General features: G+C 58.6%; 32 protein-coding genes and 1 pseudogene. 20 read left to right on the top strand and 13 right to left on the bottom strand.

Features of this window, described 5'->3' with window-relative positions; all coding sequences use genetic code 11:
• Complete coding sequence (locus MQE22_RS11145; protein ID WP_215872907.1) at positions 1-1,128, bottom strand: 5-(carboxyamino)imidazole ribonucleotide synthase; 1,128 nt, start codon at positions 1,126-1,128, stop codon at positions 1-3.
• Complete coding sequence (gene purE, locus MQE22_RS11150) at positions 1,125-1,625, bottom strand: 5-(carboxyamino)imidazole ribonucleotide mutase (RefSeq protein ID WP_215872906.1); 501 nt, start codon at positions 1,623-1,625, stop codon at positions 1,125-1,127. Before purE ends, MQE22_RS11145 begins: the two co-directional genes overlap by 4 nt.
• Positions 1,626-1,663: 38 nt before the next feature.
• Between purE and trmB the strand changes: the two genes are divergently transcribed.
• The 4 genes from trmB to MQE22_RS11170 all read left to right on the top strand — a co-directional run bounded on the left by trmB (position 1,664) and on the right by MQE22_RS11170 (position 4,876).
• Complete coding sequence (gene trmB / locus MQE22_RS11155; protein ID WP_215872905.1) at positions 1,664-2,359, top strand: tRNA (guanosine(46)-N7)-methyltransferase TrmB; 696 nt, start codon at positions 1,664-1,666, stop codon at positions 2,357-2,359.
• The gene (locus MQE22_RS11160; RefSeq protein WP_215872904.1) at positions 2,356-3,054 is read left to right on the top strand and encodes a Crp/Fnr family transcriptional regulator; all 699 of its coding nucleotides are present in this window, start codon (positions 2,356-2,358) and stop codon (positions 3,052-3,054) included. Before trmB ends, MQE22_RS11160 begins: the two co-directional genes overlap by 4 nt.
• A 138-nt stretch (positions 3,055-3,192) precedes the next feature.
• The gene (locus tag MQE22_RS11165) at positions 3,193-3,690 is read left to right on the top strand and encodes a hypothetical protein (protein WP_255789739.1); all 498 of its coding nucleotides are present in this window, start codon (positions 3,193-3,195) and stop codon (positions 3,688-3,690) included.
• 43 nt (positions 3,691-3,733) lie between these two features.
• Complete coding sequence (locus tag MQE22_RS11170) at positions 3,734-4,876, top strand: NAD(P)/FAD-dependent oxidoreductase (RefSeq protein WP_255789740.1); 1,143 nt, start codon at positions 3,734-3,736, stop codon at positions 4,874-4,876.
• Here the strand turns inward: MQE22_RS11170 and MQE22_RS11175 are convergent.
• The 3 genes from MQE22_RS11175 to MQE22_RS11185 are packed head-to-tail and all read right to left on the bottom strand — an operon-like array spanning position 4,852 to position 8,207.
• The gene (locus MQE22_RS11175) at positions 4,852-6,024 is read right to left on the bottom strand and encodes a glycosyltransferase (RefSeq protein ID WP_255789742.1); all 1,173 of its coding nucleotides are present in this window, start codon (positions 6,022-6,024) and stop codon (positions 4,852-4,854) included. The two genes, MQE22_RS11170 and MQE22_RS11175, sit on opposite strands and share 25 nt — an antisense overlap.
• Positions 6,000-7,136 (bottom strand): PilT/PilU family type 4a pilus ATPase, encoded by a 1,137-nt coding sequence (locus MQE22_RS11180; protein ID WP_215872901.1) that lies wholly within the window; start codon positions 7,134-7,136, stop codon positions 6,000-6,002. The genes MQE22_RS11175 and MQE22_RS11180 overlap by 25 nt, the downstream gene beginning before the upstream one ends.
• 12 nt (positions 7,137-7,148) lie before the next feature.
• Positions 7,149-8,207 (bottom strand): type IV pilus twitching motility protein PilT, encoded by a 1,059-nt coding sequence (locus MQE22_RS11185; protein ID WP_303652380.1) that lies wholly within the window; start codon positions 8,205-8,207, stop codon positions 7,149-7,151.
• Between the two features lie 79 nt (positions 8,208-8,286).
• Here MQE22_RS11185 and MQE22_RS11190 point away from each other — a divergent pair, with 79 nt between their 5' ends.
• From MQE22_RS11190 to bioB, 4 genes are read left to right on the top strand one after another with little or no spacing between them, the layout of a single operon-like run.
• On the top strand, positions 8,287-8,949 hold the full coding sequence (locus MQE22_RS11190; RefSeq protein ID WP_215872900.1) for a YggS family pyridoxal phosphate-dependent enzyme: 663 nt from the start codon (positions 8,287-8,289) through the stop codon (positions 8,947-8,949).
• Positions 8,950-9,771: a pyrroline-5-carboxylate reductase gene (proC, locus tag MQE22_RS11195; RefSeq protein WP_226827800.1), complete on the top strand. Its 822-nt coding sequence runs from the start codon at positions 8,950-8,952 to the stop codon at positions 9,769-9,771.
• Positions 9,772-9,773: 2 nt separating this feature from the next.
• On the top strand, positions 9,774-10,043 hold the full coding sequence (locus MQE22_RS11200) for a YggT family protein (RefSeq protein ID WP_215872899.1): 270 nt from the start codon (positions 9,774-9,776) through the stop codon (positions 10,041-10,043).
• Positions 10,044-10,080: 37 nt separating this feature from the next.
• Entirely contained in the window at positions 10,081-11,016 is a 936-nt protein-coding gene (gene bioB, locus MQE22_RS11205; protein WP_215872898.1) for a biotin synthase BioB, read from the top strand.
• Between the two features lie 16 nt (positions 11,017-11,032).
• Here the strand turns inward: bioB and MQE22_RS11210 are convergent, their stop codons facing one another.
• Entirely contained in the window at positions 11,033-11,578 is a 546-nt protein-coding gene (locus MQE22_RS11210; protein WP_215872897.1) for an acyloxyacyl hydrolase, read from the bottom strand.
• A gap of 179 nt (positions 11,579-11,757) precedes the next feature.
• Here MQE22_RS11210 and MQE22_RS11215 point away from each other — a divergent pair, with 179 nt between their 5' ends.
• Positions 11,758-12,771, top strand: coding sequence for an HlyD family secretion protein (locus MQE22_RS11215; protein ID WP_215872896.1), 1,014 nt, complete (start codon positions 11,758-11,760; stop codon positions 12,769-12,771).
• 98 nt (positions 12,772-12,869) lie between these two features.
• On the opposite strand, the gene MQE22_RS11220 is transcribed toward MQE22_RS11215, so the two are convergent.
• From MQE22_RS11220 to MQE22_RS11230, 3 genes are read right to left on the bottom strand one after another with little or no spacing between them, the layout of a single operon-like run.
• Positions 12,870-13,583, bottom strand: coding sequence for a pyrimidine 5'-nucleotidase (locus MQE22_RS11220; protein ID WP_226827803.1), 714 nt, complete (start codon positions 13,581-13,583; stop codon positions 12,870-12,872).
• Positions 13,580-14,443, bottom strand: a complete 864-nt coding sequence (gene argB / locus MQE22_RS11225) for an acetylglutamate kinase (RefSeq protein ID WP_215872895.1) — start codon at positions 14,441-14,443, stop codon at positions 13,580-13,582. Before argB ends, MQE22_RS11220 begins: the two co-directional genes overlap by 4 nt.
• Before the next feature lie 10 nt (positions 14,444-14,453).
• Positions 14,454-15,089 carry a TetR/AcrR family transcriptional regulator gene (locus MQE22_RS11230; RefSeq protein WP_215872894.1) on the bottom strand — a complete coding sequence of 212 codons (636 nt, stop codon included), beginning with the start codon at positions 15,087-15,089 and terminating at the stop codon, positions 14,454-14,456.
• Between the two features lie 131 nt (positions 15,090-15,220).
• Between MQE22_RS11230 and MQE22_RS11235 the strand changes: the two genes are divergently transcribed.
• Entirely contained in the window at positions 15,221-16,156 is a 936-nt protein-coding gene (locus MQE22_RS11235) for a hypothetical protein (protein WP_215872893.1), read from the top strand.
• An 11-nt stretch (positions 16,157-16,167) separates the two neighbouring features.
• On the top strand, positions 16,168-16,455 hold the full coding sequence (locus MQE22_RS11240; RefSeq protein WP_215872892.1) for a zinc ribbon domain-containing protein: 288 nt from the start codon (positions 16,168-16,170) through the stop codon (positions 16,453-16,455).
• A gap of 58 nt (positions 16,456-16,513) precedes the next feature.
• On the opposite strand, the gene MQE22_RS11245 is transcribed toward MQE22_RS11240, so the two are convergent.
• Genes MQE22_RS11245 through MQE22_RS11260 form a run of 4 tightly spaced genes read right to left on the bottom strand, consistent with a single transcriptional unit; the run spans position 16,514 to position 19,390 of the window.
• Positions 16,514-16,876, bottom strand: coding sequence for a hypothetical protein (locus tag MQE22_RS11245; RefSeq protein ID WP_215872891.1), 363 nt, complete (start codon positions 16,874-16,876; stop codon positions 16,514-16,516).
• Positions 16,877-16,935: 59 nt separating this feature from the next.
• On the bottom strand, positions 16,936-17,955 hold the full coding sequence (locus MQE22_RS11250; RefSeq protein ID WP_215872890.1) for a CDP-6-deoxy-delta-3,4-glucoseen reductase: 1,020 nt from the start codon (positions 17,953-17,955) through the stop codon (positions 16,936-16,938).
• Complete coding sequence (gene rnt / locus MQE22_RS11255; protein ID WP_226827806.1) at positions 17,952-18,611, bottom strand: ribonuclease T; 660 nt, start codon at positions 18,609-18,611, stop codon at positions 17,952-17,954. The genes MQE22_RS11250 and rnt overlap by 4 nt, the downstream gene beginning before the upstream one ends.
• On the bottom strand, positions 18,608-19,390 hold the full coding sequence (locus MQE22_RS11260; RefSeq protein ID WP_215872889.1) for an ABC transporter permease: 783 nt from the start codon (positions 19,388-19,390) through the stop codon (positions 18,608-18,610). Before MQE22_RS11260 ends, rnt begins: the two co-directional genes overlap by 4 nt.
• A gap of 149 nt (positions 19,391-19,539) precedes the next feature.
• Between MQE22_RS11260 and MQE22_RS11265 the strand changes: the two genes are divergently transcribed.
• From MQE22_RS11265 to MQE22_RS11305, 9 genes and pseudogenes are all read left to right on the top strand, one after another.
• Positions 19,540-19,734, top strand: a complete 195-nt coding sequence (locus tag MQE22_RS11265) for a type II toxin-antitoxin system VapB family antitoxin (protein ID WP_215872888.1) — start codon at positions 19,540-19,542, stop codon at positions 19,732-19,734.
• Positions 19,731-20,132: a type II toxin-antitoxin system VapC family toxin gene (gene vapC, locus MQE22_RS11270; RefSeq protein ID WP_215872887.1), complete on the top strand. Its 402-nt coding sequence runs from the start codon at positions 19,731-19,733 to the stop codon at positions 20,130-20,132. The genes MQE22_RS11265 and vapC overlap by 4 nt, the downstream gene beginning before the upstream one ends.
• Before the next feature lie 168 nt (positions 20,133-20,300).
• A pseudogene (locus MQE22_RS11275) lies at positions 20,301-21,128 on the top strand (ISNCY family transposase); the annotation flags it as partial.
• A 218-nt stretch (positions 21,129-21,346) separates the two neighbouring features.
• The gene (locus tag MQE22_RS11280; RefSeq protein ID WP_215872657.1) at positions 21,347-22,405 is read left to right on the top strand and encodes a ParA family protein; all 1,059 of its coding nucleotides are present in this window, start codon (positions 21,347-21,349) and stop codon (positions 22,403-22,405) included.
• Between the two features lie 16 nt (positions 22,406-22,421).
• Positions 22,422-22,982, top strand: coding sequence for a HEPN domain-containing protein (locus tag MQE22_RS11285; RefSeq protein ID WP_215872658.1), 561 nt, complete (start codon positions 22,422-22,424; stop codon positions 22,980-22,982).
• A 131-nt stretch (positions 22,983-23,113) separates the two neighbouring features.
• Positions 23,114-23,509, top strand: a complete 396-nt coding sequence (locus MQE22_RS11290) for a GIY-YIG nuclease family protein (RefSeq protein WP_215872659.1) — start codon at positions 23,114-23,116, stop codon at positions 23,507-23,509.
• Positions 23,510-23,588: 79 nt separating this feature from the next.
• On the top strand, positions 23,589-23,873 hold the full coding sequence (gene tnpA / locus MQE22_RS11295) for an IS66 family insertion sequence element accessory protein TnpA (protein ID WP_215872660.1): 285 nt from the start codon (positions 23,589-23,591) through the stop codon (positions 23,871-23,873).
• A gap of 2 nt (positions 23,874-23,875) precedes the next feature.
• A complete protein-coding gene (tnpB, locus tag MQE22_RS11300; protein ID WP_215872661.1) occupies positions 23,876-24,253 on the top strand; it encodes an IS66 family insertion sequence element accessory protein TnpB in 378 nt (125 codons plus the stop codon).
• Between the two features lie 178 nt (positions 24,254-24,431).
• Positions 24,432-25,558 (top strand): IS3 family transposase gene (locus tag MQE22_RS11305; protein ID WP_480082161.1). Its coding sequence is split into 2 segments (ribosomal slippage): positions 24,432-24,698 and positions 24,701-25,558, totalling 1,125 coding nucleotides; the frame shifts between segments, so codons are not numbered across the junction.
• The last annotated feature ends 33 nt before the right edge of the window (positions 25,559-25,591 follow it).

The following is a 25,591-nucleotide window of genomic DNA, read 5'->3' on the forward strand; positions in this document are numbered from 1 at the left end:
CTAGTAGCCACTATCAGCGCCGCACAGCTCCGCCACCGTGCGCAGGGCAGCCGTCCGGCTCTCGGCCAGAATGTTGAGGTGACCCATCTTGCGCCCCGGCCGCGCCTCACTCTTTCCATAAAGATAGGGCTTTACTTGCGGATGGCAAAGCCAGGCGTTCCAGTCTGGCCCCGCCCCCTGCCACCATTCGCCGAGCAGGTTCAGCATCGCCACCGGCGAGAGCAGGCGGGTATCGCCCAAAGGTAAGCCGGTCAGGGCTCGTACCTGCTGATCGAACTGGCTGTGCACGCAGGCGTCGAGGGTATAATGGCCACTATTATGCGGGCGTGGCGCCATCTCGTTGACAAGCAATTCGCCATCCGCGCTGAGGAAAAATTCCACGGCGAGGACACCGACATACTCCAGTGCCTCGGCAATGCGCAGGGCCGCGCGCCGCGCCTGTTCCTGATGCGCTTCAGAAAGCTCGCAGGGCACGATGCTGAGGTCCAGAATGCCATGCCGGTGTCGGTTCTCGGCGATGGGGTAAAAGACCGCCAGGCCATCGCTGCTGCGCGCAAGAATCACCGAAAACTCCTGACGCAGGGCGACCCGCGCTTCCAGCAACGCCGGACGCTGTCCCAGTTCCTGCCACGCCGTTGCCAAATCGGCGGCAGAGGCTACGGCCACCTGCCCCTTGCCATCGTAGCCATCCTGCGCGGTCTTGAGGATTGCCGGGAAAGCAAGCTGCGCGGCAGCCGGCAGATCGGCGGCCTGCTCGAGGAGGGCAAAGGGTGCCGTTACCAATCCCAGATCCCGAAAAAACGCTTTCTCCAGACGCCGGTCCTGGGCGATGCGCAGGGCTTCTGGACCTGGCCGCAGAGGAAGCCGCTCGGCACAGTAGGCGAGGGTAGAAAGCGGGATCTGCTCGCGCTCGACCGTGACGGCGGCCACTCCAGCGCAGAACTCCGCCAACACCGCATCCTCGGTGAAAGGGGCGCAGAAATGTCGGGCCGCGACCGCCGCCGCCGGGGCTTTGGGATCCGGATCAAATACCCAGACATCGTAGTCGAGTCGCCGGGCGGCCAGGGCAAACATCAGCCCCAATTGGCCACCACCCAGAACGCCAAGGACACTGCCGGGCGCGATCATGATGCCGGTGGCGGCACTTGGCTGTGCAAGGCCTGCTCCGTTTGCGCTGCCCGAAAACGCTGCAGCCGCGCATGCAAGTCCGGGTCGTGCAGGGCCAGTTGTGCTGCGGCAAAGAGCGCCGCGTTGGCAGCCCCCGCCGCGCCAATGGCAAAGGTGGCGACCGGCACTCCCTTGGGCATTTGCACAATGGACAGCAAGGAGTCCTGCCCCTGCAGGTGCCGCGAAGGCACTGGCACCCCTAGCACCGGCACCAGGGTCTTGGCGGCTAGCATCCCCGGGAGGTGGGCGGCACCGCCGGCGCCCGCAATGATGGCCTGCAATCCGCGCGCGCTGGCCTCCTCTGCATAGGCAAAGAGGAGATCGGGGGTGCGGTGGGCGGAGACGACCCGGGTCTCATGCGGTATCTGCAAATCGGCCAGAATCTGGGCAGCCGACTGCATCACCTCCCAGTCGCTCACACTGCCCATGACCACGCCGACAATCGGCCCCTGCTGCATTGCTCTCCCCTTCGGCGTCGCACCGGAAACTGGCTATAATGCCGGGCATGAACGCGTCTCTCAAGCCCGAATTTCGTCCCATCCGCAGCTTTGTCCTGCGTCAGGGCCGCCTCACCAACGCGCAAGCGCGCATTTTGCAAGAGCGCGGCAGCTTTTACATTCTCGATGCTCAGGCAGCCTGGCACTCACCCTGGGCCGGCTCCCAAGCCCTGATGCTGGAAATCGGCTTTGGCAATGGAGAACATCTGACGCAGTTTGCCGAGAAGCATCCGGACTGGGGCTGCATCGGTGCCGAGGTCCACTCCCCCGGCGTCGGCTCCCTACTCTTGCGTGCCGAAGCGGCAGGACTCCAGAATCTGCGGGTACTGCATGACGATGTCGCGCCGTGGTTGCGTAGCTTGCCAGACAGCGTCTTTGCGCTGGTTGTCGTCCAGTTTCCCGATCCCTGGCGAAAGAAACGGCATCATAAGCGGCGCATCATTCAGCCCGATTTTCTGGAGCTGCTGCATCGGGTCATGCAATCCGGTGGTGAGTTGCAGCTGGCGACAGACTGGCAGCCCTATGCCGAGCAGATGCTGACCTTGCTGGAAAGCGCGCCCGGCTGGGAGAATTTGGCGGGATCGGGGCACTATGCAGCCCCCCCGGAAAACCGTATCCAGACCCGTTTTGAACGCCGCGGTACGGCCTTGGGCCATGCCGTTTTCGACCTGCGCTTTGCTTGTCGCAAAAAATGAGCGTGCCGCGCCTCTCCGATTGCCTGCACTGCCGGATGCGCGGGGAAAGTATCTTTGCTGGCCTCAATCCGGCGGAACTCTGCACCCTGGGCATGGAAGTGCAGGACATCGATTGCGCCGCCGGGGAGGTCCTCTATCGCTCGGGAGATCCCGCCCGCCACGCCTACACCCTGCGGGAAGGAGCGGTGAAGTTGGTAAAGACCTTGAGCAACGGCCAGCAGGTCATCCTGCGCCTGCTGCATCACGGTGATCTCTTTGGCTTTGAAGGACTGCGGGAGAAAGAGCATCGGCACGATGCCATCAGCATCGCGCCGGGCAAACTCTGTCGCCTGGATCTCGTCGAACTGCAGCGCCTATCCGAGCGCCAGCCGAAAGTCCGCGAGGCCATTTTTCAGCGCTGGCAGGACGCTCTGCGCGCCAGCGAGGAACGGGTGGTGGAGCTCGGTGCCAAGAAGGCCGAGGCACGCCTCGCTACCTTTCTGTTGCAATGGGCACAGCGCTATCCGCAGCTGCGCGTCCTGCCCTTCCCTCTGACCCGTCAGGATCTCGCCGATTTTCTTGGGCTATCGGTGGAGCATGTCAGCCGCCTCATGGCGGAATTCAAGCGTCAGAAACTGCTGCAAGAAGCTCGCAACCAACTGGAAATCCTCTCCCCGCAAAGACTGCAGGAAATCGCTGCGGCCAAATCCGACTGATTCACTCGAGATTGATCTTTGTCAATGCACGCTTGTGCTGCCCTAGGCAAGATATCTCCATTGGCGAGATGCTGCTCTGTTTCGTCGCGAAAGCAGCACTCTTTACAGCACCAAAAATTGAGACAAGGAGATTCCATCATGTACCAAAACGATTCTGCAATGTTCCGCGTTCGTGGCCAGGGTGGCGGGCGCGCCGGTGGCGATCCTGCCCGAGCCGCCCGGCACCAGCACGATCAAGCGGTGTTTCACCGTCTGCTGGCCCTGCACGAGCAGATCGAACGCGACCTGGAGTTGTTGCCCAATGGCGTGCGTGCCCGCACCCGGTCCAACAATCCCGAAATCGTCGCGCTGTTGCACGACCATGTCCCCTCGATGAAGCAGCGGCTGGAAGAAAATTTTGGCCTGCGCTTCTGGGACCCGGCCTTCGCCGAGCTCTTTGCCCAGCACGACAAGATCCATATGGAGCTTACCCTGCTGCCGGATGGTGTACTGATCGAGGAGACCAGCGACGATCCGAATGTGGTCGAGCTCATCCAGGCCCATGGCCAGATTATCAACCTCTTCGTCGCCAAAGGCAGCGCCCAGGCACAGCAGGAGAGCCCGCTACCGGATAGCTATCGGCGGGTGCTGGCCTGAGCTATCCTGATCAGAGGTATCGATAGAATCACAGGAGGATTGTATGGCCCAATTTACCATCATTGGCAGTGGCTTTGGTGGGCTGACAGCCGTGCGCGAGCTGCGCCGCCGCGCCCCCGACGCCGAGATCCGTCTCGTCGCCCCCAAACCGGAGTTCATTTACTACCCCAGTCTCATCTGGGTACCGACCGGTCTGCGCCAGGGCGAGGAACTGCGCATCGACCTGCGTGACTTCTTTCAGCGCCAGCGGGTGGAGTTCGTTGCCGACACGGTGCAATCCATCAATGCCCAAGGACAGGTCCAGCTGGAATCCGGTGCCAGTCTGGAACAGGATGCCCTCATCATTGCCGCCGGCGGACGCGGCCTGCGCAAGCTGCCCGGGATCGAACACAGTCTCGCCATCTGCGATGGCATCGAGACCGCGCAACAGATTCGCGAACGCCTGCAGAGCATGGCGGGTGGCAATATTGCCTTCGGCTTTGCCGGTAATCCCCAGGAACCGGGTGCCGTACGCGGCGGCCCCATCTTCGAGCTGCTCTTTGGGATCGACACCTACCTGCGCCGTCAGGGTACCCGCGAAAAATTCACCCTGACCTTCTTCAATCCCATGCGCGAGCCAGGCAATCGTCTCGGTGCCGATGCCGTCGCAGGATTATTGGCGGAGATGGAAAAACGCCAGATTCGCACCCACCTCGGCCATAAGATTACCGCCTTCGATGCCCAGCAGGTACACACCGAAGGGGGGGACATCGATGCCGATCTGATCCTCTTCATGCCCGGTATGACCGGCCCGGCCTTTGCGGCAAATAGTGCTCTGCCGCTGTCGGCGGGCGGTTTCCTGCAGGCCGACAATCACTGTCAGGTTCCTGGCCTGCCCGGGGTCTATGTGGTGGGGGATGCGGCATCCTACGGCGACAGTCCGGACTGGCTGCCCAAACAGGGGCACAGCGCCGATCTGCAGGCCAAGACTGCGGTGCACAATGCCCTTCGCCATGTGCAGGGACAAACGGCCGACCAGACCTTCCGCCAGGAACTCATCTGCATCGTCGACAGCCTCGACGGCGGCAACCTCGTATTTCGCAACCCCAATACGGCCCGCGTCGTCCCCGGCTCCTGGTGGCATCTGGCCAAGCGCGTCTTCGAATGGCGCTATCTGGCCCCCTATCGCCCCCGTTCTGCCGGGTAAACCCGCCCCTTCCAGGCACCACCCCGCCCGCCGTAGTGACGACGGGCGGAGTCCAAAGTCATCAGCGTATACAGCCAGGCGGCTGGTTGTAATGTCAGGGCCCAAAGCGGAGAAAGCCGATAATCGCGCAGGGTCGGCCAGAACATCCGCCAGGAGAGTAACAGGCTGACCAGGGATAGTCCCCAGACCCAGACTTGATCGTAGGCGAGTCCGACGAGCAATAACACCCAAGGCAACAGATACAGAAAGAGCATACTCAACGTGGCAATGAGTAGGCGCGAAGGGCGAAAATCGAGTTGCACATAGGCGGAGCGCGTCACCATCTGCCAGATTTCCTGCAGGCGGGTATAGCGTCGCAGGCTGACACTGTGATCGGCAAGTCCCAGCCAGATAGGCCCCTGTGCCTTGAGTTGCGCGGCTAGGGTGCAGTCGTCGATGAGCGCGCCACGCATCGCCTGCAGCCCGCCGCTTGCCGTCAACGCTGCGCCTGCCACCAGCATGCATCCCCCCGCCGCGCCGGCGAGCTTACGTCGCGGGTCATTGACCCAGGGGAAGGGATACAGCTTCTGAAAAAAGAACAGAAAAGGCGGAATGAGCCAGCGCTCCCACAAAGTCTGACAGGAAAGACGCACCATGAGTGAGACCAAAACACGCTTTTCCGTCACCGCTTTGGCGACGAGGGCGCGCAAGACCAGCGGCGCATGTACGATATCGCCATCGGTAAACCAGAGGTAGGGTACGGCGCCAGCCGCCTCCACCCCTTGCGACATCGCCCAGACCTTACCCGCCCAGCCTGCCGGGAGGTCTTTTCCGCGCAGGACCGTCAGCCGCGATGCAGCATCCAGTTCTGCCGCAGCAGACTGCGCCAGATCCGCAGTACCGTCGGCACTTTGGTCATCAATGACGATCAGTCGCAGTTCGCCGGGATAGTCCTGGCCAAGAATCCCGCGCACGCAGGCAGCAATTCCGGCCGCCTCGTTCCGTGCGGGGACCACGGCAGTGACTGCCGGCCACTGTGCAATTTCCGCGGCGGTAAGGCGTTGGTCCGCTAGCCAAAATCCTCCCCGCGCCAGATACAGGACAACCCACGCCAGAAAAACCGCGATCGCAAAGCCCAGCAGCATCAGGCATTGCCACCAATCCGCCATTGGGTCGCCGCCTCGGCTTTGGAACCCGGGTCCTCCAGACCACGCTTCATGCACTCCATTTTGATGGCCAAGCGCAAATCATTCTGGGAATCGGCGCCACGGATGGCATCCTCGTATTCGATCATGCCGTCCATATATAGCTTCACCAGCGACTGATCGAAAGTCTGCATGCCGACATCGTTGGGCCGGGCCATGGCGTCCTTCAACAGGCCGACTTCCCCGCGATAGATGAGATCGGCAATTGTCGGCGTATTGATCAGCACTTCCATTGCCGCAATTCGTCCTGATCGGCCCTTGAGGGGGAGAAGACGCTGCGATACCACCGCCTTGAGGTTGAGGGAAAGATCCATGAGCAACTGCCGTTTACGCTCTTCCGGGAAGAAATTGATGATGCGCTCCACCGCCTGATTGGCATTGTTGGCATGCAAGGTAGACATACACAGATGGCCGGTTTCGGCATAGGCCACCGCATGTTCCATGGTAGCGCGGCTGCGCACTTCGCCGATCAGGATGACGTCGGGGGCCTCACGCAGGGCGTTTTCCAGGGCGTTCTCGTAACTCAGAGTATCAATACCGACTTCGCGCTGATTGACGATCGACTTGATATTTTTGTGGAGATACTCAATGGGATCTTCAATGGTCAGTATGTGCCCTGCCGAACTGGCATTGCGATGTTGCAGCATGGACGCCAGGGAGGTGCTTTTTCCGGAGCCGGTAGCCCCCACAAAAAGCACCAAGCCGCGGGAGGTCATCGCCAATTCCTTCAGAATCGGCGGCATGTGCAGCTGATCCAAGGTCGGGATCTGCGTCTTGATGGCACGGATAACGAAGGATATTTCATTTCTCTGAAAAAATCCGTTGACGCGAAACCTACCCACACCCGGGATGGACAAGGCGAGATTGGCCTCCTTTTCGTGCTGGAAATCCTGCAGTCGTTCCAGACCGAGGATCTCCTTCGCGAGCGCCAGACTTTGGCCGGGTTTCAGGGGCTCGTCGCTGACGGGAACGGCGCGTCCATCGATCTTCATCACCGGTGGCGAGCCAACCGTAAAATACAGATCGGAACCGTTTTTCTCCATCATCAACCGTAACAGGTCATCAAGCACTGGCATGGTCTTCTCCCATCAAGCGACGTTGGCGAGGCTCTCTTTGTTCTGTGCCCGGCGCAGCGCATCGTCACGGCTGATCTTGTGCGCGCGGACCAGGGCAAGCAAACACTGATCAAGGGTCTGCATCCCCTGATTCTGACCTGTCTGGATGACGGAATACATCTGCGCCACCTTGTTTTCCCGAATCAGATTGCGGATCGCCGGGTTGGCAATCATGATCTCGTGCGCCGCCACCCGCCCACGATGGTCTGCGGTCGGGATGAGGGTTTGCGCGATCACCGCGCGCAGGGACTCCGAGAGCATGGCTCGCACCATATCCTTCTCCCCGCCAGGGAAGGAATCGATGATACGGTCGATGGTCTTTGGAGCAGAGCTGGTGTGCAGGGTACCGAATACGACATGCCCGGTCTCGGCTGCGGTCAGCGCCAAACGCATGGTTTCGAGGTCGCGCAACTCACCCACCAGAATCACATCTGGATCCTCACGCAGGGCAGAGCGCAAGGCGTTTTCAAAGGATTTTGTGTTAGGCCCGACCTCACGCTGGTTGATCAGACACTTGTTGGGGGTATGCAGAAACTCGATCGGATCTTCGATGGTAATGATATGATCCTGACGATGATTATTGATGTGGTTCACCATGGCCGCCAGGGTAGTCGACTTACCCGATCCCGTCGGGCCGGTCACCAGCACCAGTCCCCGCGGCACGTCGATGATCTCTTTGAATACCGTCGGCGCATTCAGCTCTTCCAGACTGAGGACCTTGGCGGGAATAGTACGAAACGCCGCGGCGGGGCCGCGATCCTGCTGAAAGGCGTTGATACGAAAGCGTGCCACCTGCGGGACGTCGATGGCGAAGTCGATTTCCAGATTCTCTTCATACCATTTCCGCTGCGCGTCGTTCATGATGTCGTAGATCATGGCATGCACGATCTCTTTGCTAAGAGGTGGCACGTTGACGGGTTTGATCTCGCCATTGATGCGCACCATGGGGGGCAGACCAGCGGAAACGTGGATATCGGACGCGTTGTTTTTTACCGCAAAACCGAGCAGATCGGTCACATCCATTTGGCTCATCTGCGACTTCCTTGTTTGGGCAACCAGCGATAGGCCATTACTATAGGCGATCTTCCAGATTCCGCCCAAAGAGAGTTGAATGGACCTTTCGCAACGCCTGCAGCAGATACAAGAAGAACTTCGCAGCCATGCGCCCTGCCGTCTCCTGGCGGTCAGCAAAACGGTGCCAGCTGAGCGTATGCGCGCCGCCTACGCACTGGGCCTGCGCCATTTTGGGGAGAATTATCTGCAGGAGGCCCTGGGCAAGATGGCGACCCTGGCGGATCTGGAAATCTGCTGGCACTTCATTGGCCGCATCCAGCGCAACAAAACCGGCGAGATCGCTCGCCACTTTGACTGGGTGGAGAGTGTCGATCGCAGCCTTCTCGTCGAGCGTCTGGATCGCGAGCGGGCTGGACTCCCACCTCTGCAGGTCTTGATCGAGGTTGCCATCAGCGGCGAGGAGAGTAAAGGCGGTTGTGCGATAGAAGGCATTTTTTCCTTGGCGGAACAGATTGTCGCCAGCGCCAATCTGCGGTTCCGCGGCCTGATGGCTCTGGCACATCCCGATCCTCATGTGGCTGCCCGGAATTTTGCGCAGCTAAGTGAATCTTATGAACAATTGCAGAGACATTTTCCCGCAGAGCAGATCGACACTCTTTCCATGGGCACCTCAGGCGACTATCCTGAAGCTTTGGCCCACGGGGCCACGGAAATTCGACTGGGGACCGTGCTGTTTGGCAGTCGTCCCAAGGAGCAATGATTGCAGCAGCAGATTATCTTTCTCGGAGCGGGCAACATGGCCCGCGCTCTCATCGCCGGCCTCTGCAACCATGGTTTTCCCGCGCAGCAGATCCAGGTCCACGCCCCCCATCCGCAGCGCCGCGACGCCTTGGCTGCGGAGTTCGGGGTACAGAGCTTAGCTGCCGAGCCATGCCCCCTGCCGCCAGAAGCCATAGTCGTATACGCCGCCAAGCCCAAACAGATGCGGGCAATACTTACGGCCTGGGCGCACGAACTGCGCGCTGCCAGAGTCTTGTTGATCTCGGTTGCTGCCGGCGTTCGCCTCAGTTCGTTACAGGCGCTGGTACCCGAAGTGGACGTCGTCCGGGTCATGCCCAATACCCCCACGCAGATTGGCGCTGGCGCAAGCACTCTTTATGCGCCAGCAGAGCTCGACACCGCGCGTCGCCAACAGGCGGAAAAATTGGTGCAGAGCACGGGATTGGCAGAGTGGTTGCCAGATGAAGAGAGTATGGACATGGCCACCGCCCTCGCCGGGAGTGGTCCCGCCTATGTGTTTCTCTTTCTGGAAGCGCTGGAGGATGCCGCCGTGGCTGGCGGACTGTATCGTGATCAGGCCCGCCGCCTGGCCATTGCCACCCTGCGCGGGGCGGCGGAACTCGCGCAGCAGAGCGATCTGGCACCGGCCTTGCTCCGCCACCAGGTCACCAGTCCCGGGGGGACGACGGCGGCGGGGCTCAGCGCCTGGGAGGAAGGCCTGCGGCCTCTCGCCAAACGTGCCCTGGATGCTGCCAGTCGGCGTAGTCAGGAGCTCGCCGCACTCCTGGCAGAAGAGCTCTGAAGATGCTGCTCTTCGATCTCTATCGCCTGCTGGATTTTGCCCTGACCTTGTTGCTCTTGGCCATTTTTATCCGCGCCATCCTCTCTTGGGTGCAACCCAATCCTTACAATCCAGTCGTGCGTTTTCTCGACCGCGTGACCGATCCCATCCTGCGCCCACTGCAGCAGCATCTACCGCCTCTGGGCGGCATCGATCTCAGCCCGCTGGTGGCCATGCTGCTCATCGAAGCGGCCAAGATGCTTCTGCATCGCCTGTTTTTTGGTGGTTTCTAATATCCTCTTTCCGGTTTGACCTTTTTGGACCAAGATCATGACACACCCTTCCCTGGAAGAAATTCTCGAAATCTTTTCCCTCCCCTTCAACGATCTCCTGTTTCGCGCCCAACAGGTGCATCGAGCGCACTTTGCGCCGAATGCCGTGCAATGTTCCACGCTTCTGTCGATCAAGACCGGGGCCTGCCCAGAGGACTGCGGCTACTGCGCGCAAAGCGTGCATCATGAGGCCAAACTGCCGGTCACCCCGCTGCTGCCTCTGGCAGACGTGCTCGAAGCCGCACAAGCCGCCAAGGACGCGGGGGCGCAGCGTTTCTGCATGGGCGCGGCCTGGCGCAGCCCGCATGAACGGGACCTGGAGAAAGTGGCAGAGATGGTGCGGGCAGTAAAAGAACTCGGCCTCGAAACCTGTGTCACCCTGGGGATGCTCAAACCCGGGCAGGCGGAGCGCCTGCAGGCGGCGGGTCTGGACTACTACAATCATAATCTCGATACCTCGCCCGAGTTCTATGGGGAGGTGATTCACACCCGCAGTTACGACGAGCGGCTGGAGACTCTGGCGGCGGTACGTAACGCCGGGATCAAGGTCTGCAGCGGCGGCATCCTGGGTATGGGAGAAAGTCGGCGTGACCGTGCCCGCCTGCTGCAAAGCCTGGCCGCCCTGGAGCCAGCACCGGAAAGCATTCCTATCAACGCCCTGGTGCCTATTGCCGGTACCCCCCTCGCCGAGGCGGAACCCATCGACGAGATCGAATTCGTGCGCACCATTGCCGTGGCGCGCATTCTCTTTCCCAATAGTTACGTGCGCTTGGCCGCCGGTCGGGAAAAGATGAGCGACAGCCTGCAGGCGCTAGCTTTCCTTGCCGGCGCCAACAGCATTTTCCTGGGAGATCGTCTGCTGACTACCAACAACGCCAGCAGCGATCACGACGCCAGCCTCTTCGCCAAGCTCGGACTGTGCGCCGCCGGTTAAGCAGCGGCGTCCTGTCTTAGCCGTGGTCGCCAAAGGAGAGGGGGAAGGAGTAGGTAACTAGAGCTTCGTTCTCGCCAGGATCCTGATTGACGATGTAGGCATTGGAAATGTGCGCGATCTTCACCCCGAGGCGCCCGCCATTGGCAAACTGATAGGCGAGACCCAATTCCAGGCGAAACTCGAAGATGCTGCCCAATTGCTTGCCATTGCCGGCGTCATAACCACCAAAGCCAAGAACGGGGGTCAAGACCCAACGATCCCAGGCGATGTCGGAATAAAAACCGGTATAGCCCATGAAGCCACCCCGGGTATTGGCCATCAGCCCCCATGCCGCACCGATACCGAATAGCTTGGATGCCGACTGATACTCTACGTTGATCTCCGGCACGCGCGGATTCGGCCCAGAAATGGGGTGAATCCCCACCCCGTTGAACACCCCCACGCCGGCACTCAGATACGCCGGCCCGCCCTGGATCACATGCAAGCCCTCGGCGCTGGCAAAAGGTGCAAAAGCCAGCATAGCGGCACCTGCAAATAACATCTTCGGGGAAGAAATTCGCATCCTCTACTCCTTAGTCTCTGTTCAAAAATCACTTGCCCGTAGGCGCGCCATGCGCTACCTTATCGACCGAACGGTCAGTATGTCTTGTGTTACGAATTCCGTCAAAGATTCTAGCGCTGGACAGGCACCAAGACGGACAGAAGTGCCCTACGTATTGCTGCGGGAGAAGGGAAATCGCCATGCGATGGATCAAACGGTTTGCGGTACTCATCATTGTGGTGCTGGTTGCCTTCGGCGCCTACGCCTATTTTCAGATCTCCGACTACTATCCAAGTACCGATGATGCCTACGTGCACGCCCATGTCGTCAACATCGCTCCGCGGGTAACTGGTCATATCGTCGCGCTCTACGTGCGCGACAACCAGACTGTCCAACGGGGGCAGCCGCTGCTCAAGATCGATCCACGGGCATATGAGTATAAATTAGAACAGGCCGAGGCTGAACTCGCCCAGGCAGAGCGGCAACGCGCCAGCATTGCTGCCAAAATCGATTCGGCACAGGCACAAGTCCAGGCCAACCAGATCAATTATGCCAACGCCGCACGCAATGCCGACCGCGCCAAGGCGCTGGCCGCCAAACAGTATCTGTCTGCGCAAGCAGCAGACGACGCGCAGACCAAAGCGGCTGAGTTGCAAGCGCAGTTGCAGGCCAATCACGCATCCCTTGCTGGAGCCGTGTCGGAAAAATCGCTGAACAAAGCGCGGATTGCCGCAGCCGAGGCAGCAGTGCGCATGGCCAAGCTGGATCTCTCCGAGACCACGATTTACGCACCGATTACCGGTGTGGTCAGCAAGGTAGATAAAATTCATATAGGAGATGTCGTTTCCGTCAACCAGGATCTCTTTCCCCTGATTGGCAACCAAGCCTACTGGATCGAGGCAAATTACAAAGAGACCGATCTCGACCGCGTCCATCCGGGACTCGCAGCGACCATCAATATCGACATGTACCCCAACCACACCTTCAAAGGCAAGGTAGTGAGCATCAGCGGTGGTGCCGGCAATGCCTTCTCCCTGCTGCCTCCGGAAAATGCGACCGGTAACTGGGTGAAGGTCACGCAACGCGTGCCGGTACGTATCGACGTGCTCAATCCCGATCCGAAGCTGCCCCTGCACATCGGTACGAGCGCAACCGTCACCGTAACCACCAAACATGTCCCCGGCTGGGTTACCTTTCTACAACCATACTTCTGATTTTGTTTTAGGCAGGCCCGATGCGCTTGCCTTCGATTTCTACCCCAATCGTAGGCGGCGCCTGCGTTCCTTGCGACACCTCCGTTTTGCGTGTCTCTCTACCTTGCGCCTCCCAATGACTTGCGACAAGCAGGTGGCAGCTTGGCCAGTTGCCCGGGCTGGCGGCGACGCGGGTGAATCCAGGTAGTGCGCATACCCAGAAGGCGCGCAGTGCGGAGATTGGCGCGGCTATCATCAAAAAAATGACAGCGCAGGGCAGCGACCCGGTAGCGTCGTAGCAAGCTGCGGTAGGCGTGAACATCGGGTTTGCCGCGCAAGGCCGCCGCCGAGAGGTCAAAAATTCCCAAAAAATGTCGCGTCACCTGCAAGCGCGCCAGGACCCGCTCGGCATGCGCGGTGACACTATTGGTGAAGATATACGCAGGTCCGTCGAGGCTGGCCAGCCAGCGGTCGAGATGCAGATCGGCGGGTACCGTGGCCGCCAAGGCTGGCGGATGAATGGCCTGCAAAAATTCGTGGGGATCGGTGTCGTGATGCCGCATCAATCCCGCCAGCGTGGTTCCGTAGCGGCGCCAGTATTGCTGGCGCAGCGCCTCCGCTGCCGCACGCTCGAGGCCGAACTTCTCTTGCAGATAGGCATGCATGTAGCGATGCATCTGCGGAAAGCAGTGCACATTAGCATCGTAGAGGGTGTTGTCGAGATCGAAGAGGTAGACCGGCCAGGGCCGTCGGCGCAACCCCAAAAAACGCGGCAGGATACCATCGGCTCGTGGGGCCCCACGCCGCTGCCCTCGTTTCCGTTTTCGCTTCAATCGAGATCCGAAATCAACGTGCCGACACCCAGGCGGGTGAACACCTCGAGCAGCAAGGCGTGCGGTACTCGACCATCAATGATGTGGGCGGCACGCACGCCCCCGGCCAGCGCATCGAGACAACAGCGCAACTTGGGGATCATACCGCCGGTGATCACGCCATTGCTCATCAGCTGCTGCACCTCGGCGATGCGCAGCCGCTCGTAGAGTTGATTCTCCGGATCCAGGACGCCGGCAACATTGGTCATCAGCACAAACTTTTCGGCATGCAGGGTGCTGGCCAAGGCGCCTGCCACCAGGTCGGCATTGATGTTGTAGGATTCTCCACCCACCCCAACACCAATTGGCGCAATCACCGGAATCACCCCACCGGCATCGAGAAAGCGGATCAGCTCGGCATTGACCCGCGTCACTTCTCCCACCCAGCCCAGATCGACGCCATCATCCCGCTGCAGCTTGGCTGCCTGGATCAGATTCCCGTCTTTGCCGGTCAGCCCCAGCGCTTTTCCACCGGCACGCTGAATTCCCTGGACGATCTGTTTGTTGACCAGGCCACCGAGCACCATCTCCACCACTTCCATCGTCGCGTCATCGGTCACGCGCATGCCATCGAGCATTTTGGAAGGTAAATCGAGGCGCTGCAGCAGTGCATTGATCTGCGGACCACCACCATGCACGATGACCGGGTTCATCCCCACCTGTTTGAGCAGGGTGACATCGTAGGCAAACTGTTCCTGCAAGACGGGCTCGGTCATGGCGTTGCCACCATATTTGATGACCAAGGTGCTGCCCTGGAAGCGTTGCATGTACGGCAAGGCCTCGATGAGGAATTCGGCCTGCTGACGGGGGTCGATACTCATGAAGAAATTCCTATGGCTCAGAACGGTTGCGAATTCCGCGTAATAGCATCTCGACCATCGCTCGGTCATACTCTTCGGGGCGATCGACAAAGGTCACGGTAGGATATTGTCGCAGCAATTCGCGCGATTGAAAAAAGATGACATTGGCGCCGAGCAACATGGTAGTCACCAACGCCGGATCGAAATCCTTGCGCAATTCTCCCCGCTCCTGACCGAGCTGGAGAATCTGCACCAAACTGGCGAACAGATCTGCCAGCCCGGCATCCGCCAGATCGCGGGCGCGTGGCTCGCCTTTTTCCAGCATCTCCCGCAGAAACAAACGCACCAATCGTGGACGCGCCAGCAGGTGCTGCAGATGATTCACGGCAAAATGGTGCAAGGCCTCGCTGGCTGTGCCGCTCTTGTCCACCGCTGCCTGCAGCAGGGCGCGCAGGCTGGCCGCGGCACTCTGCAGAACCGCCAGATAAAGAGCGTCTTTGTTGGGGAAATAGTGATAAATATTGGCCTTGCTAATACCCGCATCGGTAGCGATGGCATGCATGGAAACCGCATCGAAACCGTGATCGGCGAACAGCTTCTCGGCCGCCGCAATGATTTTGCGGCAACCCTCTCCTTCGCTGCTCACGCTGGTCGCGTCATTTTCCATTCTGGTAACCCACACAACCGATACTGACTCGTCGGTCAGTCTAGCACTGGAGCGCCTCCCAACACCATCCACGCGATGCAGTCGGCTTTGCCATTTGCTATTCTTAGCGCCAATCCTCTGCATGGTGCCCAATGTTCCACCAACATAACAGCCACAGCGACTTTTCTTTCACCCTGCTTTTGCAGGCATTGCATGGCGTCACCCTCTGGCGTCCCAATGTCGTCTACGGCGGATGCATCCTCGCCGGGGCTATCCTTTGGGAGGGCCTAGCCAGCTGGGGACAGGACGCAGCGGGCGCAGTGCTGGGCGCGGCTCTCTTCGTCCTGGCTGTATTGATTGGCTACCTGGCCGCCGGACGTCTGCTGGTCTACGACGCCCGCGGCGAGCGCAGCCCAGGTATCTGGCGCAGTATCGCGTTCGCATTGCGGGCCTGGCCGCGCCTTCTCTTACTGGTGGTAATGGAGGGACTGCTGCTGCTGGGAATCGGTGTCGTCGAAATGCTGGCCTTTGGTCTGACGCGCATTCCTGCGTTTGGTCCCTATCTCGTTGTACCGCTCTTTCCTTTGGCAGTCATTTTCAATGCCGCATTGCTCATCCTCGCGATTATTGTCTTCAATTTGTCGGGCCCCGCCCTCTGGCATGGCGAGGGAGTGGCAAAAGCCTTGCGACATACCATTACCATCGCTCGGAAACGGCCTGGTTCCGTGTTACTGATGATGCTTTTGCTCGGAGTATTGAGCAGCGCTGTGGCGGTAGTCATCATTCTGCTTCTTTACGGCGGCTATGCCCTGACGCTGGCGGCGGCAACGCCATTTCTGGCGAATGCGCTGTACGACCATGGTGGCGGCGAGGCGCTCTTGCTCGATTGGCTCCCCAATCTGCATGTCGCGGTGCAGCAGTGGCAGCAGAGTGTCGCCCCCATCGTCCACTGGACCCATAGCGGCCAGCGTCTGTCCTGGTTTGCCGCCGGCATTCTTACCTTTTTGTTGCCCAACGTCGTATTTCTGTTGGGCATGGCTCACCTCTACCTGGAGGCCCTGGAGCTGGAAGCTCCGGAAGACCTGTAAGGAAGGATCCTATGAAAAAATTAAAACGGCAGTGGGAATTGGAGAAACAACGTTGCCAGAGCTGCGGCATGCCTCTGTGCTTCGATCCAGAGGGCGGAGGCAGCGAAGCAGACGGCAGCCGCAGCAAGAAGTTCTGTAGCTACTGCTACGCGTCTGGGGAATTCAAGGAGCCCGATCTGGAGCTGGAGCAGATGCAGCAGCGCGCCCGCAACCTGCTGCGCAAACGCGGTCAGCCCTGGTACATCCGTGCGTACATGGCGCATCGGATTGCCACCCTGTCCCGATGGCGCAAGAAATGAAGTGGATAAAGCAAAAGGGCCGGCATGCAGCAGGCCCTTTTGCTTGGCTAGCGCGTAATCAAATACTGTTGCGCGGGCGACGTCCACGACGAGGCTTCAGCTCCTGCATCAAAGCCTCACCGCGCTGATGCAGCGCATTCATCTTGGCTTCGTCCCCATTCACTCGTTCATAAACTTCTGCCACGGCTGCAAGGATTTGCGTCGCCTCCCAGCCATTGGCCAAACGAGAAATACGATCGACCAGCATACGCCGCTGCGCATCACGCTCACGCTTGAGTTTGGGATTTTCCTGCAAGCGGCGCTTCTGCTCCTCGATCTTGTTCATCTGCTCGCGCATGCGAGCTTCCATCTGCAGTTTTTTGGCTTCCAGATCTGCCAAACGTTCTTCCGCCGTACGCCGATGTCTTTTCTGCTTTTCCATTTTCCGAGCTCCCCATTACCGAAGATTTGGCGTCATCTACGCCAACGCCAGAGATTATGTCAGCTCGTTTTACTTTTCGCAAATACGAAAGCGTCAGAAAATATATATTGCGAATCGAGACCGGATTGCTCCAGACTTTCGGCCAAGTCGAAGACCATATCCGGATGCCCGCAAAGATAGGCGACAAGGTCTTTCGGCTGGGGAAAATCCGCGCCGATTGCCGTGGTGATATAACCAGTTCTCCCATTCCAGGAGGCATCTGGACGCGAAACCACGGGATGGAAGTGAAAGTTAGGATGCCTCGCCTGCCATTCCTGTAACAGTTCCTGATAATAAAATTCTTGGGCATAGCGCACACCCCAGTAAAAATGGATATCGCGGGTATCAGGATTGGCAAAGAGTTGTTCCAGCATTCCCTTGATCGGCGCAAAGCCCGTTCCCGTTGCCGCCAGGAGTAATGGGCGCTCCGGCCAGTCATCACGGATGAAGAAAGTACCCAGCGGACCTTCAAAGCGCAGGATGTCTTTTTCCTTCATGGTGGAAAAGACATGCCCGGTGAACTGGCCACCCGGGACATGCTTGATGTGCAGCTCCAGCTGCGCGCCGGGTCCTGGCATATTGGCGATGGAAAAGCCTCGTCTACTGCCGTCCTTGAGCAGAATATCGATGTACTGGCCAGGTAAAAAGCGAAATTCCTGGGTGCTGGGCAGCTGTAAAAACAGGGCTCGTACCTCGGGCGCGAGGTCAACGATACGCGCCACCCGGGAAGGCAGAGTCTTGATTTCGATCCCAGCGGCAGCACCAACCTCGCGCGCCTCAATCGATAAATCCGTTAACGGTGTCGCCTGACAAAAGAGGGCAAAACCTGCCTCCATCTCTTCATCCGGCAACATCTTTTCATCGACGTCCCCATAATCGACAGATCCCGCCAGAATCTTGCCTTTACAGGTTGCACACGTGCCACTGCGACAGCTATAGGGCAAGGCATAGCCATGACGCAGGGCTGCCTCGAGGATCGTTTCGTTGGCCTCGATGTCCATTTCATGGCCACTGGGTTCGATGCGTAAACGATAAGTCATGTGCTACTCCTGTCGAGAAGAGATGACGACCCGGGAAGCGGAGAAAAGGGCGAAATCTCGCTCTGATCAAAACGGTTCCAGATCCAACAAAACAATGCAGCGGTCCTTTCTGCATCATATAAGGCCGAATGCGCCTGTTTTCCATCCCAATCCAAGCCGGCCTTGCGCACCGCTTTGGCGAGGACGGTTTCACCGAGCGCCAAAGCAGACAGTGTGACCGTATCCAGGGTACTGAAAGGATGAAAGGGACTGTTTTTTAGCTGCTCTCGTGCCGCAGCGGCGTGCAGAAAAGACAGATCAAAATTGGCATTGTGTCCCACCAAAACGGCACGACGACATTGCTGATCACGCACTTGGCCGCGCAGCGCCCGAAACAGCTCGCGCAGCGCCTGCGCCTCAGGAATGGCGCCGCGCAGGGGATGCTCAGGATCGATCCCGTTAAATGCCAAGGCCTGCGGATCCAGGATGGCGCCGACAAAAGGTTCTACGTGATAGTGCAGAGTTTGCACCGGCTGCAAGTTACCGCTCTCTCCGGCAATTACCACCGCAGCGATCTCCAGCAGCGCATGGCGCTGGCAATCGAAGCCGGCAGTTTCGACATCCACTACCACCGGCAGAAAACCGCGCACGCGCTCAGCAATGGGGGTCATGCTCATACGGCGTCCACTCGCGCAGGAAAGCGCAACGCCCGCGGCCCGGCAAGGACTACGGCGCTGGCGACGCTCAGACTCACCGCGGCGGTCAACATTAGCATCACCACCAACTGCATCGATACCGCCGCAAGCGGCGCCATGCCCGCCAAAATCATCCCCGCAGTGATGCCCGGTATATGGATCATGCCCACGCTTTTCAGACTGTCCAACGTGGGGATGAGGGAACTGCGCACTACCATCGCGTAGAGCTGGCGCATGGCCTGGCGCTCGGTGGCGCCTAGGGCGAGCATGGCAAGTAGCAGATCCTCGCGCTGGTCGACCTCACTACGCAAACGATTCAGGGCAAGCGAAACCGCGTTCATCGAGTTGCCGATGATCATCCCCCCGATCGGCACCAGGGACTGCCCCTTCCAGGTGACCAGACCCGACACCAACATCCACGCTAGGGTGATCGTGGTGGCCAGGAAGATGCTTGCAGTTCCCACCCAGTAGGCATGTGGGATTCCCGCCCCGCGTTTGCGATTGAAGAAACCGGCAGTGAAGATCATCAGGGCAAGAAACAGAATGAGGAGAGGTGGTGACTCCTGGCGAAACAGCCAACCCAGGATAAAGCCCATGATAGCAAGCTGGACGGTGGCACGCAGCGCCGACCACCACAACTCCCGCCCCACTCCAAGCCGCTGCCAGGCAGACAGCGCCCAGGAACTGCCGAGGAGACCAAAGACGCCAGCAATCGCCCACGGCGAAAAATGACTGAATAAACCGGTCGCAGCGTACTGCATACCTTTCTCGAAACGGAAAATAAGCGGTGACTATAGCAGGCTTGCCATGCCGTTTCACCGCAACGAATTGTCATGCGCGGGCATAGCGTGACACGCCAAGCCTCTGGTGTGTATAGTATTAACTATTGATACACATTGAGGAGACAACGATGCGGACCAACATCGTGATAGACGATAAGCTCATGGATGAGGCCCTGAAAGCCACCGGCCTCAAAACCAAGAAGGAAGCCGTGGAGCTTGGTCTGAAGACGTTAATTACGCTAAAGAAACAGGCGACCATCAAAGAGTATAGAGGCAAACTGACCTGGGAGGGCGATCTGACAGCAGTACGGACTGCCCGATGATAGTGGTCGATTCCAGCGTCTGGATCGATTATTTCAACGGTGTTGCTAGCCGCGAAACCGACACGCTCGACGCCCTGCTGGGGGTTGAAGCTCTGGCCGTGGGTGACGTGATCCTTGCCGAAGTGCTACAGGGCTTTCGGAGCGATGCGGACTACAAGATCGCCAAAAGCCTCATGAGTTCTCTTATCGTTGTAGAGATGCTTGGTGAAGCGAACGCCATCAAGTGCGCCGAGCACTACAGAGCGCTACGCAAACGTGGCGTCACAATACGAAAGACGATCGACGTTTTCATTGCCACCTACAGCATCGAGAATCAGTGCCCACTACTGTTTCAGGATCAGGATTTCCTGCCCTTCGTAGAGCATATGAGCCTCTTGCCCGTTATCAAGTGCGCATAATCGATGAACATCACATGGTGTATCTAGTTAACGGGGATGCGCTCTTCACGAAACGCCAATTCGGCTGGCGAAGGAAGGAAGTCAGGAAGCACCTGAATCTTGCCAAGAGGTTCATCGGTGTATTTGATTTTCGCGCTCATAGATAGTCTTTCCTTTGCGCCAATAGCCGAAGGTCGGGGACCGCGTCGCACGTTGATCGTGTTCATCGACGATGCCACCAGCGAGTTGCTGGCCCTGCGCTTCGCCCCCGCCGAGACGACCCAAGCCTACCTGGAGACCCTGCGCAGCTACCTGAGCGAGCATGGGCGGCCGGTGGCGCTCTACTCCGACAAGCACGGCATCTTCCGGGTGAACCACCCGGAGAGGGAGGGGGAACTGACGCAGTTCACCCGCGCGCTCAAGACCCTCGACATCGCACCGATCCACGCCAACACACCGCAGGCCAAGGGCCGCGTCGAGCGGGCCAATCAGACCCTCCAGGATCGCCTGGTCAAGGAGCTGCGTCTGGCCGGCATTTCGGACATCGACGCCGCCAACGCCTTCCTGCCGAGCTTCAGAAAGGAGTACAACGCACGCTTCGCCGTGGCTCCGCAGAATGCCACCGACGCGCATCGTCCGGTGCTGCACGACGCTCTGGAGCTCGACCTGATCTTCAGCCTCCAAAGCCACCGCAAGCTCTCGAAGAACCTCACCCTCCAGTACAAGAACCGGGAGTACCAGCTCACCGGACAGGGCAAAGGCTATCGCCTCAGAGGGGCACAGATCACGGTCTGCGAGGCCTTCGACGGCACGGTGACCTTGCTTTATCAAGGGAAGGCTCTGCCTTATCGCATCCTCAACGAAGGCGAGCCGCCCATCCCCGTAGACGACGAGAAGAGCATCCATGCCACCGTCGAGCAAGCCAAGACCATCCAGCTCCATCGCAAAACCTATAAGCCCGCACCCGACCATCCGTGGAGACGAGGCGCAACTTCTTCACCCTCCGCTACCGTCTGACACCACAAAAGGCATGAGAAAGGGGACATTTCAGTCTGGGAGAAAAGAGGACATTTCAGCTTTGGGTTGACACCGTCTGCCCGAGCGATTGACTTAGGCAGTATACGGTGGTAGGTTTAATAATCCTAATAGTAGTTGGGCCTCTAATTCGCTTACCTTCATTCACCACGCACTGATCCTGCTCTACGCCGATAACCCCTCTACAGGAACCTAAACCCATGGCGATTCAAATCTCCCTCTTTAACCACAAGGGCGGTGTAGGCAAGACCACAACCGCATTCAATCTGGGTTGGATGCTGGCCGCTAAAGGAAAGAAGGTACTTCTTGCGGACTGCGATCCACAGTGCAATCTGACTGGAATGGTTTTAGGGTTCAAGGGCCCTGAAGAATTCGCCACGATTTACGAATCTGGCGGCGTCCGAAACATCCGCGATGGGCTTGCCCCGGCATTCGAATCGCGTCCCGCACCAATCGACCCAGTAACCTGTGAGTCTATTGATGGCCAGCCAAACATGTATCTCATTCCGGGGCATATCGGACTAGCTGAATACGAAGTAACACTCGGTATTGCTCAAGAACTTTCCGGATCACTAGTAACCCTCCAGAATCTTCCTGGGGCGCTACATTACCTATTTCGCCTAACTGCGTTGAAGTACAAAATTGACTATATCTTGGTCGACATGAGTCCGAGCCTTGGTCCCATCAACCAAAACCTTTTGATGACGAGCGACCACTTCTTGGTGCCAATGGCGCCTGACTATTTTTCGGTAATGGCAACCGACTCCCTTGCTTCCGTCCTCCCAAAGTGGAGGGCATGGGCTAAGCAGGCGCAGGGCGTCGCAGTCCTTCAAAAAGCAGCCTACCCATTCCCAACAGTTAGTCCAAAATTCTTGGGTACAGTTGTGCAGAAATATCGGCTCAGGGAAGGACAAACACCCTCAGCAGCATTTCAGAATTGGATTGACGAGATTGAAAGCGGAGTCCAACAAAAGCTACTTCCTGCACTTAAGGCTGCTGACATGCTGATGGCTGATGCCGCTTACCAAAGCATCGACATCCCTCCGGGTAAGCCTCTATTGCAGATGTCGGACTTCAACAGCCTAATCGCCCTCTCTCAGAAGCATAAGGTTCCCGTATTCGCACTGAGCGACGCACAACTAGAGCAGACTGGAGTCGTCCTAGAGCGTACGAAGAAGTCAATGCACCAATTTCGCGACCTTTTCTCAGACGCGGCAGATCGCATCCTGACCCTCACGTCCTATGATCAAGGCCATTGACGCATTCCGAACAAGCATGGACCGCGCTCGCCACTTGGGCGGTCTACACGACGTCTTGTCGTCGCTGACGACAAGCGCAGTAGACTCCTCGGACTTACTCAGAGCGCAGCTTGTCCTTGGGGTAAGTGCCCTCGATTACTACGTTCACGAAATTACAGTGCTGGGAATGGTTGCCGTATTAGAAGGAAGGCGACCTCGCACGCCAGCATTTCTGAAGTACCGTGTTGCGATGGATTCGGTACTCTCTGGTAGCACGGGATACGCGTGGTTTGAATCCGACATCCGCGAGCGGCACAGTTTTCTCTCATTTCAGCAGCCTGACAAAATCGCAGATGCAATACGTCTATTCTCTGACGTGAACCTTTGGCAGCAGGTCGCACTGCAATTGTCCATGCCTGAACAGGATGTCAAAGCTCGACTCAAGCTCATTGTGGACCGACGAAACAAGATCGCGCACGAGGCAGACGTTGATCCCAGCTTTCCAAACATGCGCTGGCCAATTATTCAGTCAGACGTCGACCAATCTCTAAACTTCGTCGCTCATATCTGCGAGAGCATCTATGTCGCAGTTCAATAGGCAAATCAATCAGGTTGCGTGCAGTGTCAATTCCGAGGCCCAACCCATCATTCCACCGGACCTGCGCGAAAAGCCGCGCAGTCCGGTGAATTCAAAGGTTAGCCGTCATCCCCACGGGTAAACCAAGCGCTATGAATCCTTACTACATCTACGCACTGAAAGATCCAAGATCTTCCCCTGCGAAGCCTTTTTACATCGGGAAAGGGACAGGCAATTGCGCCTGGGATCACACCTTGCGCGTGGATGCGATTCGCAAAGGAAGGCGCATCTCTGAAATCCAAGAACAAGGTCACGAAGTCGTGACGGCAGTACTTGTTGATGACCTAACCGAAGCCCAAGCACTGAAATTGGAAGCCGAGTTAATCGCAGCGTTTGGTTCTGAGGACACGGGCGGCCTCCTCACAAATTCGGTAATGCCATCTGGCGCCGCGCCTAAAGCTCGACGCAACCTGACGGTTCCCGCTGGCGTTGTTGAGAAAGCTCAAATTGGCCTGGAACTCCTGAAGGCAGCTGTTCTTGAGCTGTAACCGCTCAAACCGCACCGTACTTTCGGGGCTGGCTGGCGAGCTCTAACCTGCTTTTGTTTTCACTGAGCAGGAGTGCGATATGAACCCGCGACGCAGCCAGAGCGACTGGCAACGACTGATCGACGAGCAGAAGGTTTCTGGCCTGAGCCAGAAGGCATTTTGTGCCCAAACTGGTATAGCGGTGGCGACCTACCAGTATTGGAAGCGCAAGCTGCGGGTCGATGCTGCGGTCCAATCGGACGCGGTGACGGGTTCCCGGAAGGACTGGCTCGAGCTGACCCCCGAGCTGTCCGAGCCGGCGCTTGGCTGGCACATCGAGCTCGATCTGGGCCACGGGGTGTGTCTGCGGCTGCGTCAGGGCTGAGCATGCTACTGCCGGAGTCCGGTATCCGGGTGTGGCTGTATGCGCCGCCTGCGGATATGCGCAAGTCCTTCGATGGGCTCAGCGCCCTGGTGCGACAGAAGCTCGCCGGGGATCCGGCCAGCGGCCAGCTCTTCGTGTTCCTCAACCGCCGGCGCACGCAGTTGAAAGTGCTGTACTTCGAGCCAGGCGGCTACTGCCTGTGGAGCAAGCGCTTGGAGGCGGGTCGCTTTCATTTCAACGAGCAAGCGGGTGACCGGCAGGCACTGAGTTGGACAGACCTGAGTCTGATGATCGAAGGCATTGATCTATCCTCGCTGCGCCGCTTCAAGCGCTTCGAAAAGGGCAAAAACCGTAGCCATGAGAGGCCCGAAATGCTATAATGCCGTGCATGCAACTCATTGATTCCAAAGCATAAAACGTCCTCGCACCCGGAATCGATCCGTCGGCCAACTTCTGTCGCACCAGGGCGCTGAGCCCATCGAAGGACTTGCGCATTGAAGTGGCCCCCGAAAGTTGGACAAGGGGTTAAGCTCTGGGCTTCAGGAAAGGAGTCGAGGGATGAAGGGAAAACGCAAGCAGTACAAGCCGGAATTCAAGGCGCAGGTAGCCCTGGCGGCCTTGCAGGGCGATAAGACGATGGCCGAGCTGGCGCAAGAATTTGGGGTACACCCCACCATGATCAATGCCTGGCGCCGGCAGCTGGTGGAGCATGCGGCCACGGCCTTTGAACGGGGAAAGTCCCGGACCGAGGAGCCCGTGGACGTGCAGGCTTTGTATCGGAAGATCGGACAGCTGGAGATGGAACGCGATTTTTTAGCCTCCAGGCCCGGTCTCATGTCTCGGATCGGGAAAGGCGCCAAATGATCGACCGGGCCCAAACCCCAGTTTCTGTGCAACGGCAATGCGCTCTTTTGGGCGTGCCCCGCAGTACGGTCTATTACCGCGCGCATCCTCGGCCGATGGGCGACGGGCTGTTGCGGGCGATCGATCGCCTCTACACCGCCTTTCCATTCATGGGTAGGCGGCAGATCCATCGGATGCTGAAAGCGGAGAATGTCGTGGTCAACCGCAAAACGGTACACCGGGCCATGCGTATCCTCGACATTGCCGCGGTGGCGCCCGGACCACACACCAGCAAGCCCCACCCCCAGCACCCAAAATATCCTTATCTGTTGCGTGGCGTGACGGTGGACCGTCCCCACCAGGTCTGGTCCGCGGATGTGACCTATCTGCCCATGGCACGAGGATTTCAATACCTCGTAGCCGTAGTGGACTGGTTCAGTCGTAAGGTGTTGTCCTGGCGGGTTTCCAACAGTCTTGATGCGGGTTTCTGCGTAGAGGCCCTGAAAGAGGCCATACGCCGCTATGGCACCCCCGAGATCTTCAACACGGATCAGGGCGCTCAGTTCACCGCGGAGTCCTTCCTCTCTGTACTCCGCCAGCACGGCATTCGAATCAGTATGGACGGCAAAGGCCGGGCCCTAGATAACGTCTTTGTCGAACGGCTTTGGCGCACCGTCAAATACGAGCACGTCTACCTGCGGCCAGCAGAAACTGGAACCGAGCTGAAAGCTGGCCTCAGAGCCTACTTCGACTGGTATAATGCCGAAAGACCGCACTCCTCTCTGGGAGACAGAACACCCGATGTGGTCTATGCAGAAGGTTTACAAAGGCTGGTGGCCTGACCCGCCATGGAAACAGGTTCAGAGCTTAATCAC

The organism is Acidithiobacillus sp. YTS05 (genome assembly GCF_024396695.1).
In the GTDB taxonomy this organism is placed as follows: domain Bacteria; phylum Pseudomonadota; class Gammaproteobacteria; order Acidithiobacillales; family Acidithiobacillaceae; genus Igneacidithiobacillus; species Igneacidithiobacillus copahuensis.

Excerpts from the sequence above, each read along its gene's own strand:
- MQE22_RS11145 (WP_215872907.1), bottom strand. The coding sequence starts at position 1,128 with ATGATCGCGCCCGGCAGTGTCCTTGGCGTTCTGGGTGGTGGCCAATTG.
- purE (WP_215872906.1), bottom strand. The coding sequence starts at position 1,625 with ATGCAGCAGGGGCCGATTGTCGGCGTGGTCATGGGCAGTGTGAGCGAC.
- trmB (WP_215872905.1), top strand. The coding sequence starts at position 1,664 with ATGCCGGGCATGAACGCGTCTCTCAAGCCCGAATTTCGTCCCATCCGC.
- MQE22_RS11160 (WP_215872904.1), top strand. The coding sequence starts at position 2,356 with ATGAGCGTGCCGCGCCTCTCCGATTGCCTGCACTGCCGGATGCGCGGG.
- MQE22_RS11165 (WP_255789739.1), top strand. The coding sequence starts at position 3,193 with ATGTACCAAAACGATTCTGCAATGTTCCGCGTTCGTGGCCAGGGTGGC.
- MQE22_RS11170 (WP_255789740.1), top strand. The coding sequence starts at position 3,734 with ATGGCCCAATTTACCATCATTGGCAGTGGCTTTGGTGGGCTGACAGCC.
- MQE22_RS11175 (WP_255789742.1), bottom strand. The coding sequence starts at position 6,024 with ATGGCGGATTGGTGGCAATGCCTGATGCTGCTGGGCTTTGCGATCGCG.
- MQE22_RS11180 (WP_215872901.1), bottom strand. The coding sequence starts at position 7,136 with ATGCCAGTGCTTGATGACCTGTTACGGTTGATGATGGAGAAAAACGGT.
- MQE22_RS11185 (WP_303652380.1), bottom strand. The coding sequence starts at position 8,207 with ATGAGCCAAATGGATGTGACCGATCTGCTCGGTTTTGCGGTAAAAAAC.
- MQE22_RS11190 (WP_215872900.1), top strand. The coding sequence starts at position 8,287 with ATGGACCTTTCGCAACGCCTGCAGCAGATACAAGAAGAACTTCGCAGC.
- MQE22_RS11200 (WP_215872899.1), top strand. The coding sequence starts at position 9,774 with ATGCTGCTCTTCGATCTCTATCGCCTGCTGGATTTTGCCCTGACCTTG.
- bioB (WP_215872898.1), top strand. The coding sequence starts at position 10,081 with ATGACACACCCTTCCCTGGAAGAAATTCTCGAAATCTTTTCCCTCCCC.
- MQE22_RS11210 (WP_215872897.1), bottom strand. The coding sequence starts at position 11,578 with ATGCGAATTTCTTCCCCGAAGATGTTATTTGCAGGTGCCGCTATGCTG.
- MQE22_RS11215 (WP_215872896.1), top strand. The coding sequence starts at position 11,758 with ATGCGATGGATCAAACGGTTTGCGGTACTCATCATTGTGGTGCTGGTT.
- argB (WP_215872895.1), bottom strand. The coding sequence starts at position 14,443 with ATGAGTATCGACCCCCGTCAGCAGGCCGAATTCCTCATCGAGGCCTTG.
- MQE22_RS11230 (WP_215872894.1), bottom strand. The coding sequence starts at position 15,089 with ATGGAAAATGACGCGACCAGCGTGAGCAGCGAAGGAGAGGGTTGCCGC.
- MQE22_RS11235 (WP_215872893.1), top strand. The coding sequence starts at position 15,221 with ATGTTCCACCAACATAACAGCCACAGCGACTTTTCTTTCACCCTGCTT.
- MQE22_RS11240 (WP_215872892.1), top strand. The coding sequence starts at position 16,168 with ATGAAAAAATTAAAACGGCAGTGGGAATTGGAGAAACAACGTTGCCAG.
- MQE22_RS11245 (WP_215872891.1), bottom strand. The coding sequence starts at position 16,876 with ATGGAAAAGCAGAAAAGACATCGGCGTACGGCGGAAGAACGTTTGGCA.
- MQE22_RS11250 (WP_215872890.1), bottom strand. The coding sequence starts at position 17,955 with ATGACTTATCGTTTACGCATCGAACCCAGTGGCCATGAAATGGACATC.
- rnt (WP_226827806.1), bottom strand. The coding sequence starts at position 18,611 with ATGAGCATGACCCCCATTGCTGAGCGCGTGCGCGGTTTTCTGCCGGTG.
- MQE22_RS11260 (WP_215872889.1), bottom strand. The coding sequence starts at position 19,390 with ATGCAGTACGCTGCGACCGGTTTATTCAGTCATTTTTCGCCGTGGGCG.
- MQE22_RS11265 (WP_215872888.1), top strand. The coding sequence starts at position 19,540 with ATGCGGACCAACATCGTGATAGACGATAAGCTCATGGATGAGGCCCTG.
- vapC (WP_215872887.1), top strand. The coding sequence starts at position 19,731 with ATGATAGTGGTCGATTCCAGCGTCTGGATCGATTATTTCAACGGTGTT.
- MQE22_RS11280 (WP_215872657.1), top strand. The coding sequence starts at position 21,347 with ATGGCGATTCAAATCTCCCTCTTTAACCACAAGGGCGGTGTAGGCAAG.
- MQE22_RS11285 (WP_215872658.1), top strand. The coding sequence starts at position 22,422 with ATGGACCGCGCTCGCCACTTGGGCGGTCTACACGACGTCTTGTCGTCG.
- MQE22_RS11290 (WP_215872659.1), top strand. The coding sequence starts at position 23,114 with ATGAATCCTTACTACATCTACGCACTGAAAGATCCAAGATCTTCCCCT.
- tnpA (WP_215872660.1), top strand. The coding sequence starts at position 23,589 with ATGAACCCGCGACGCAGCCAGAGCGACTGGCAACGACTGATCGACGAG.
- tnpB (WP_215872661.1), top strand. The coding sequence starts at position 23,876 with ATGCTACTGCCGGAGTCCGGTATCCGGGTGTGGCTGTATGCGCCGCCT.